The organism is Desulfofundulus sp. (genome assembly GCF_049701015.1).
Classification (GTDB): domain Bacteria; phylum Bacillota; class Desulfotomaculia; order Desulfotomaculales; family Desulfovirgulaceae; genus Desulfofundulus.
The window spans coordinates 1-6,676 of the sequence record NZ_JBNATZ010000140.1; the positions used below are offsets into that span (position 1 = coordinate 1).

At 57.3% G+C, this 6,676-nt stretch carries 7 protein-coding genes; all 7 read right to left on the reverse strand.

Annotation, left to right across the window (positions count from 1 at the left end; genetic code table 11):
* Nucleotides 1-353: tryptophan synthase subunit alpha (locus ACPLUI_RS09315; RefSeq protein WP_424659987.1), on the reverse strand; the 353-nt coding region annotated here is incomplete at its 3' end.
* Between the two features lie 71 nt (nucleotides 354-424).
* Nucleotides 425-1,615 (reverse strand): tryptophan synthase subunit beta, encoded by a 1,191-nt coding sequence (gene trpB / locus ACPLUI_RS09320; RefSeq protein ID WP_424659992.1) that lies wholly within the window; start codon nucleotides 1,613-1,615, stop codon nucleotides 425-427.
* Between the two features lie 77 nt (nucleotides 1,616-1,692).
* Nucleotides 1,693-2,307 (reverse strand): phosphoribosylanthranilate isomerase, encoded by a 615-nt coding sequence (locus ACPLUI_RS09325; protein ID WP_424659988.1) that lies wholly within the window; start codon nucleotides 2,305-2,307, stop codon nucleotides 1,693-1,695.
* On the reverse strand, nucleotides 2,307-3,095 hold the full coding sequence (gene trpC / locus ACPLUI_RS09330) for an indole-3-glycerol phosphate synthase TrpC (protein ID WP_424659989.1): 789 nt from the start codon (nucleotides 3,093-3,095) through the stop codon (nucleotides 2,307-2,309). Before trpC ends, ACPLUI_RS09325 begins: the two co-directional genes overlap by 1 nt.
* A complete protein-coding gene (gene trpD / locus ACPLUI_RS09335) occupies nucleotides 3,092-4,126 on the reverse strand; it encodes an anthranilate phosphoribosyltransferase (protein WP_424659990.1) in 1,035 nt (344 codons plus the stop codon). Before trpD ends, trpC begins: the two co-directional genes overlap by 4 nt.
* Nucleotides 4,127-4,162: 36 nt before the next feature.
* A complete protein-coding gene (locus ACPLUI_RS09340) occupies nucleotides 4,163-4,804 on the reverse strand; it encodes an anthranilate synthase component II (RefSeq protein WP_424659991.1) in 642 nt (213 codons plus the stop codon).
* A 5-nt stretch (nucleotides 4,805-4,809) separates the two neighbouring features.
* Nucleotides 4,810-6,423, reverse strand: a complete 1,614-nt coding sequence (gene trpE / locus ACPLUI_RS09345) for an anthranilate synthase component I (RefSeq protein ID WP_424659993.1) — start codon at nucleotides 6,421-6,423, stop codon at nucleotides 4,810-4,812.
* Nucleotides 6,424-6,676 lie beyond the last annotated feature (253 nt).

The following is a 6,676-nucleotide window of genomic DNA, read 5'->3' on the forward strand; positions in this document are numbered from 1 at the left end:
TCTTCGCCTCCGCACCACGTGTGGCGTAGCCGCGGTTGGGCCACCCCTTGGGCTATTAAAGGAACACCGGTGCTTTTCTGGCGGATACCGGCACACATGCGGATGATGTCCCTGACCCGCACGCCGCTGGCCAGGGCCCGGGCAGAAGCCTGCTGAATAACCGGGCCGTCGGCTACGGGATCCGAAAAGGGGATACCCACTTCCACCAGGTCGGCTCCGGCTTCAATCATGGTCTCAACCAGACGTGCGGTTGTACCCAGGTTGGGGTCACCGGCCGTAATGTAAGTGATCAAACCTTTTTTGCCTTCTTGAAGCAGAGCGGAAAAACGTTGAGCAATGCGGTTTGTGTTCATGGTTGTTTCCCAGGAAAGCCCTGGTTACTCCTTTCCTGAATTTATTTTTATAGGGGATGGCCCGCCACTGTCTAACCTTCTCCGCCCAGGGCGCGGGCTACGGTTTGCACATCCTTATCTCCCCGGCCGGAGAGGTTTACCACAATGATGGCATCCCGGGGCATCTCTCTGGCTGTCCTGGCTGCCCAGGCCAGGGCATGGGCGCTCTCCAGGGCCGGAATGATTCCCTCGGTACGGCAGAGCAGTTGAAAAGCTTCCAGCGCTTCCTCATCGGTGACGGCAGTATAAGTGACCCGGCCCGTTTCTTTTAAGTAACTGTGTTCGGGACCTACACCGGGATAGTCCAGCCCGGCGGAAATGGAGTGGGCCAGGTTGATCTGGCCGTCTTCATTCTGCAGGACGTAGCTTTTCGAACCGTGCAAGATACCCGGGCGTCCCCGGTTGAGGGTAGCTGCGTGTTTCCCGGTGTCCAACCCGCAGCCCGCCGCTTCAACCCCGACCAGTTTTACTTCCCTGTCTTCAAGGAAGGGGTGGAATATGCCCATGGCATTGCTCCCCCCGCCTACGCAGGCCACGATTACGTCGGGCAGCCTGCCGGCCTGCTCCTGTACCTGCCGGCGGGTTTCCACTCCAATCACGCGCTGAAAGTCGCGCACCATCATGGGATAGGGATGAGGTCCGGCTACCGACCCGATCAGGTAGTAAGTGGTATTGACATTGGTGACCCAGTCCCGCATGGCTTCGTTCATGGCATCCTTCAGGGTGCGGCTGCCCGCCGTCACGCCGATTACCGTGGCACCCAGGATACGCATGCGGAAAACGTTCAGTGCCTGGCGGACCATATCCTCTTCGCCCATGTACACGGCACATTCCATGCCGAACAGGGCAGCGGCGGTGGCTGTGGCCACGCCGTGCTGGCCGGCACCCGTTTCAGCAATAATCCGTCTCTTACCCATACGCCTGGCCAGGAGAATCTGGCCAATGGTGTTGTTTATCTTGTGGGCACCGGTGTGGTTGAGGTCTTCCCTCTTGAGATAAATCCTGGCTCCCCGGCAGTATTCACTCAGACGGCGGGCAAAATACAATGGTGAGGGCCGTCCCACATATTGCTGAAGATAGTATTCCAGCTCCTGCCAGAAGGACTGGTCCCGGCGGGCTTCCTGGTAGGCCGCTGTAAGTTCTTCCAGGACCGGCATAAGGGTTTCCGGCACGTAACGGCCTCCAAACGGTCCAAAATAGCCCCGTTCATCCGGTAAAGGCATGTGTTTTTCCTCCTTGTGCTTGTCAATATTCAGTAAATCACGCTGAACGCGGCGCTCTCCCCGCAGAATAATCGATTTCAAGGTCCTTTGGCTGCGGCAATGAAACGGCGGATCTTGTCCGGGTCCTTCTTCCCCGGCTGGCCGTCCTTTTCCACCCCGCTGCTGACGTCTACCCCGTAAGGTTTCACCATGGCCACGGCCCGGCCGACATTGTCCGGCCTTAGACCGCCCGCCAGGATGAGGGGGCGGGCAATCTTCAAACTGGCGGCCAACTGCCAGTCAAAGGGCTGTCCGGTGCCCCCTTTTTGACCGGCCACATAGGTATCGAGCAGTATGGCATCTACCGGATAGCGGGCTAATTCTACCGGGTCGAGCTCAGCACCAACCCGGAAAGCCTTGATCACCCTGCGGCCCAGGGAGTGGCAGTAGTCCGGGGGTTCGTTGCCGTGCAGCTGGATTACGTCCAGTCCGCAGTATTCCGCTACAGCCCGCACTTCTTCCAGCGGGGCATCAACAAATACCCCCACCCGTGTGATGAAGGGCGGCAATTCTCTGCAAATACGGCGGGCCAGGGATGGGGTGATGCGCCGGGGGCTGGGGGCGAAGACAAAACCAAGGGCATCCGCTCCCGCTTCGGCAGCCACCAGAGCGCTGGAAATATCAGTAATGCCACAGATTTTTACCCTTACCATCAAACAATACCTTCTCCCAGCAGTTCCCGGACCTTTTTCTCCACATCAACGGCACCAACCAGAGCCTCCCCTACCAGTGCAGCATCCACCTGGCAGCGAGCCAGGGCAAGCATATCATCCCTGGAATTAATACCGCTTTCGCTGACCACAACCACGCGGGGGTCGGTTATTTTCTCCCGCAGGCGGAAGGTGGTGGTCAGGTCCGTGGAAAACGTGTGCAGGTCCCGGTTGTTAATGCCGATGATGGTGGCTCCACATGCCCGGGCGCGCTCCAGTTCTTCCTCAGTATGCACTTCAACCAGGCAGCTCAAGCCCAGCTCACCGGCCAGTGCTTGAAAGGCGCTCAATTGCCGGTCGTTGAGCACAGCGACGATAAGCAGGATGGCGTCTGCCCCCAGGTAACGGGCTTCATAAATCTGGTAAGGATCGATGATAAAGTCCTTGCATAAAAGGGGCAAAGGGTTTTCCCGGCGTACCAGGGGTAAAAAAGCGCGATGTCCCCGGAAAAAACGGTTATCGGTAAGTATAGAAATGGCTGCAGCACCGGCCCGGGTATAGATACGGGCTGTTTCTACCGGTTTCAAGCCCTTGACCAGCCAGCCTTTAGATGGTGATGCGCGCTTAATCTCAGCTATGAGGGTTACTTCTCCGGGCCGGCGCAGGGAGCTGCCCAGGGGCCTGGCGGGACCACGCATCTGAATGCGGTCGATTAACAGGGATAGCGGGTACACTTCCTGGCGGTACTGAACCTCCCGGTGCTTGTGGGCAACGATTTTCTCCAGGATCAAAGGCTGACCACCTGCCTTCCGGCCCGGCGGGTGAAGGCTACCAGTTCGTCGAGCTTCCCTGCGGCAGCGCCGCTGTCGATGCTGGCGGCGGCCAGGGTAAGACCTGAGGCCAGATCCCCTGCTCTACCAGCAGCCACCAGACCCAGAGCGGCATTCAGGAGCACGGTATCCCGGCAGGGACCGGGAGCTCCCCGCAGTATTTCCCTGGCCAGAGCTGCATTGTGCTCCGGGCTGCCTCCGGCCAGGGCTTCCACGGGAACGTAAATAAAGCCGTAATCGGCCGGGTCCAGGGAATATTCCCTTATTTCCCCTCCTCTTACTTCAGCCACCACTGCCGGACCGGCCAGGGAGATTTCATCCAATCCTCCTGCTCCGTGTACTATAAAGGCCCTCCCGGTCTCCAGACGGGCCAGTACCCGGGCGATAACGGGTACGAGCTCCGCACTGTACACACCCACAATCTGGGCTTTTGCTCCGGCGGGATTGGTCAAGGGACCAAGGACGTTAAAGACCGTGCGGATACCTATTTCCCGCCGGGGTCCGGCCGCATATTTCATGGCTTTATGCAAGACGGGAGCAAAAAGAAAGGCCATGCCCACTCTGTCCAGACATTCTTCCAGTTCTTCAGGAGAGAGCTCCAGATTTACCCCGAGTGCTTCCAGCACGTCGGCCGACCCGCAGCGGCTCGATACGGAACGGTTGCCGTGTTTGGCTACCGGAACCCCTGCACCGGCCAGCACGAAGGCGGCAATGGTGGAGATGTTGAAGGTGTTGGCCCCGTCTCCTCCCGTACCGCAGGTGTCTACCAGCAGGGCGTGTCTGGATTTGACCGGCGTGGCGTGACGCCGCATGGTTCTGGCAAAACCTGTGATTTCTTCCACCGTCTCGCCTTTAAGACGCATGGCAGTGAGCAGCGCCGCAATCTGTGCCGGGCTCGCCTGTCCGGTCATAATTTCATCCATGACCAGCTCCGCCTCTTGCTCGGTCAGACTTTGCCCGGCTACTGCCTGGCTGATGGCTTCTTTGATCATCCTGACTCGTCTCCCCTCAGCTAAAGTTAAATCGATCTATGAGGTCCGCCGGCCACTCCGGTACCGCAGGAAGTTGGCCAGCAGATGCCGCCCGTACTCTGTAAGGATTGACTCGGGATGGAATTGCACTCCTTCAACGGCAAACTCCCGGTGGCGCAAGCCCATGATTTCCCCTTCCGCCGTCCAGGCACTTACCTCAAGGCAACCGGGCAGGTGACGTTCATCCACCACCAGGGAATGATAGCGTGTAGCCGTGAAAGGGGAAGGAAGGCCGTGAAAAATGGTCCGGCCGTCGTGATAAACGGCCGAGGTCTTGCCGTGCATCAGACGGTGAGCCTGAACAACGCGCCCGCCGAAGGCCTGGCCTATGGTCTGGTGACCCAGGCACACCCCGAGGATCGGTACTTTTCCGGCCAGGTTTTTCACCAGCGACAGGGAAATTCCCGCCCCGTCGGGGTTTCCGGGACCGGGGGAGATAACCACGTGGGTGGGGTTCATAGTTTTGATTTGATCCAATGTGATGCTATCATTGCGCCTTACTTCGACGGGTATGCCGAATTCTCCAAAATACTGCACCAGGTTATAGGTGAAGGAGTCATAGTTATCGATCATCAGCAGCTTCACTTCTTCAGCTGCCGGTAAACTGAATTGCTCAATTCCAGCCGGTGCGGTTAACATTGCTCTTAACCCTCACTTTCCAGGGCCAGGGTTTGTAAAAGTGCCCGGGCTTTGTTCAGGGTCTCCTGGTACTCTTTCTCGGGAACGGAATCTGCCACAATGCCCGCCCCTGCCTGCACATAAGCGGAACCCCGGTAAAAAGTCACGGTGCGGATGGTAATGGCCGTGTCCAGGTTGCCGTTGTACCCAAGGTAACCTACAGCACCGGCGTAAGGGCCGCGGCGTAAGGGTTCCAGTTCTTCGATAATCTCCATCGCCCGTACTTTGGGTGCTCCGGAGACCGTGCCGGCCGGGAAACAGGCCATAAAGGCATCAAAGGACGATGAATTGCGGGCCAGGACGCCGCGTACTGATGAGACCAGATGCATGACATGGGAATATTTCTCGACGCTCATGAACTGGGGTACGGTTACGCTCCCCGGGGTGCATACCCGTCCCAGGTCGTTGCGTCCCAGGTCCACCAGCATTACATGTTCCGCCCGCTCTTTGGGATCTGAACGCAACTCCGCCGCCAGTGCCTCGTCTTCCTCAAGGGTGGCTCCACGGGGACGCGTACCTGCAATGGGCCTGGTTTCTACCATACTGCCCTCCACGCGTACCAGCATCTCCGGTGAAGAACCGGCTATGACCACCTGCCCCAGGTTGAGGTAATAAAGGTAGGGGGAGGGGTTGAGGCAGCGGAGACGCCTGTAAACCTGGAAAGGATCTCCCTTAAAGGGCATCTGCAAGCGTTGCGAAAGAACCACCTGCAGGATATCCCCCTCCCTGATGTATTTTCCGGCCTTCTGCACAAGGGATACGAATTCTTCTCGAGTTATGCTGGCGCTTATGCTCCGGCTCGTATCACTGCTTGTCGAGGAACGCTTTTTAATGTCCTGCTGTTGAGAACCGGGTGTGTTCGGTCTCCCGTACAGTTTTGGCATGCCGGTGAATTCCCTGAGGGCATGGGGGCTGTTTATGGACTGTTGTATTTTTTCAATGGTTTCTACTGCCTGCATGTAGGCTGTTTCAGGCCCCAAGCCTGGTAGTGTGTTCACGACCACCCTTACGGTATGACGCAAGTGGTCCAGGATGACCAGTGTACCGGTGAAAAGCAGGATCATATCGGGTATTCCCAGGTCGTCAGCGGCAATGCGGGGCAATTTCTCCAACCAGCGCACCAGGTCGTAACCGAAGTAGCCCACCGCACCCCCGTAAAAACGGGGCAGCTCCGAGAGCTGGGGACCTTTCAGGTAACTCATCAGTTGATTAAGAAGGATGAACGGGTTCCCCTTCAGATAATACCCGTGTTCCGGACCGTCCGAGGTACCTCCGCTTGCAATGTTGGATATTGCCTTAATAACCTCGAACAGGTCGGTGGGGTCTTCCCCTCCAGGGATAATCTTTCCGAAACCGCCCTTCTGGCAATACAGGGCCAGGGGATCGAAACCAATAAAGGAATAGCGTGCCAGCTTTTCATTGCCCTCCACACTCTCCAGAAGGAAGGAAGGACCCCTCACGGCCAGCCGTGAAAAAAGGGAAATGGGTGTTTCCATATCAGCTTCCCATTCGGCAGTTACCGGCAAGAGCCGGTAGTGGCAGGCCAGTTTTAAGTACTCTTCTTTTGAGGGAAAAATCAATCGTACACCCCCCCCGATCAAAAACAAAAACCAGCGCTCCACCGAGCGCTGGCAGTCCAGACACATACGCAGACTCGCCACGCCTCAACTGAAGCTCCCCTCAACTCTACTCTGCTAACCTCAACTATACCTGCACGATATTAACTTAAGCGTAGCTTACCACGGAGAACATGAGTTGTCAAGTGTTACTGGGGAAGTAGATAAAGTCAACACACTGTAGGAAATTTTCTAACCCCACCGATTTTACCAACAA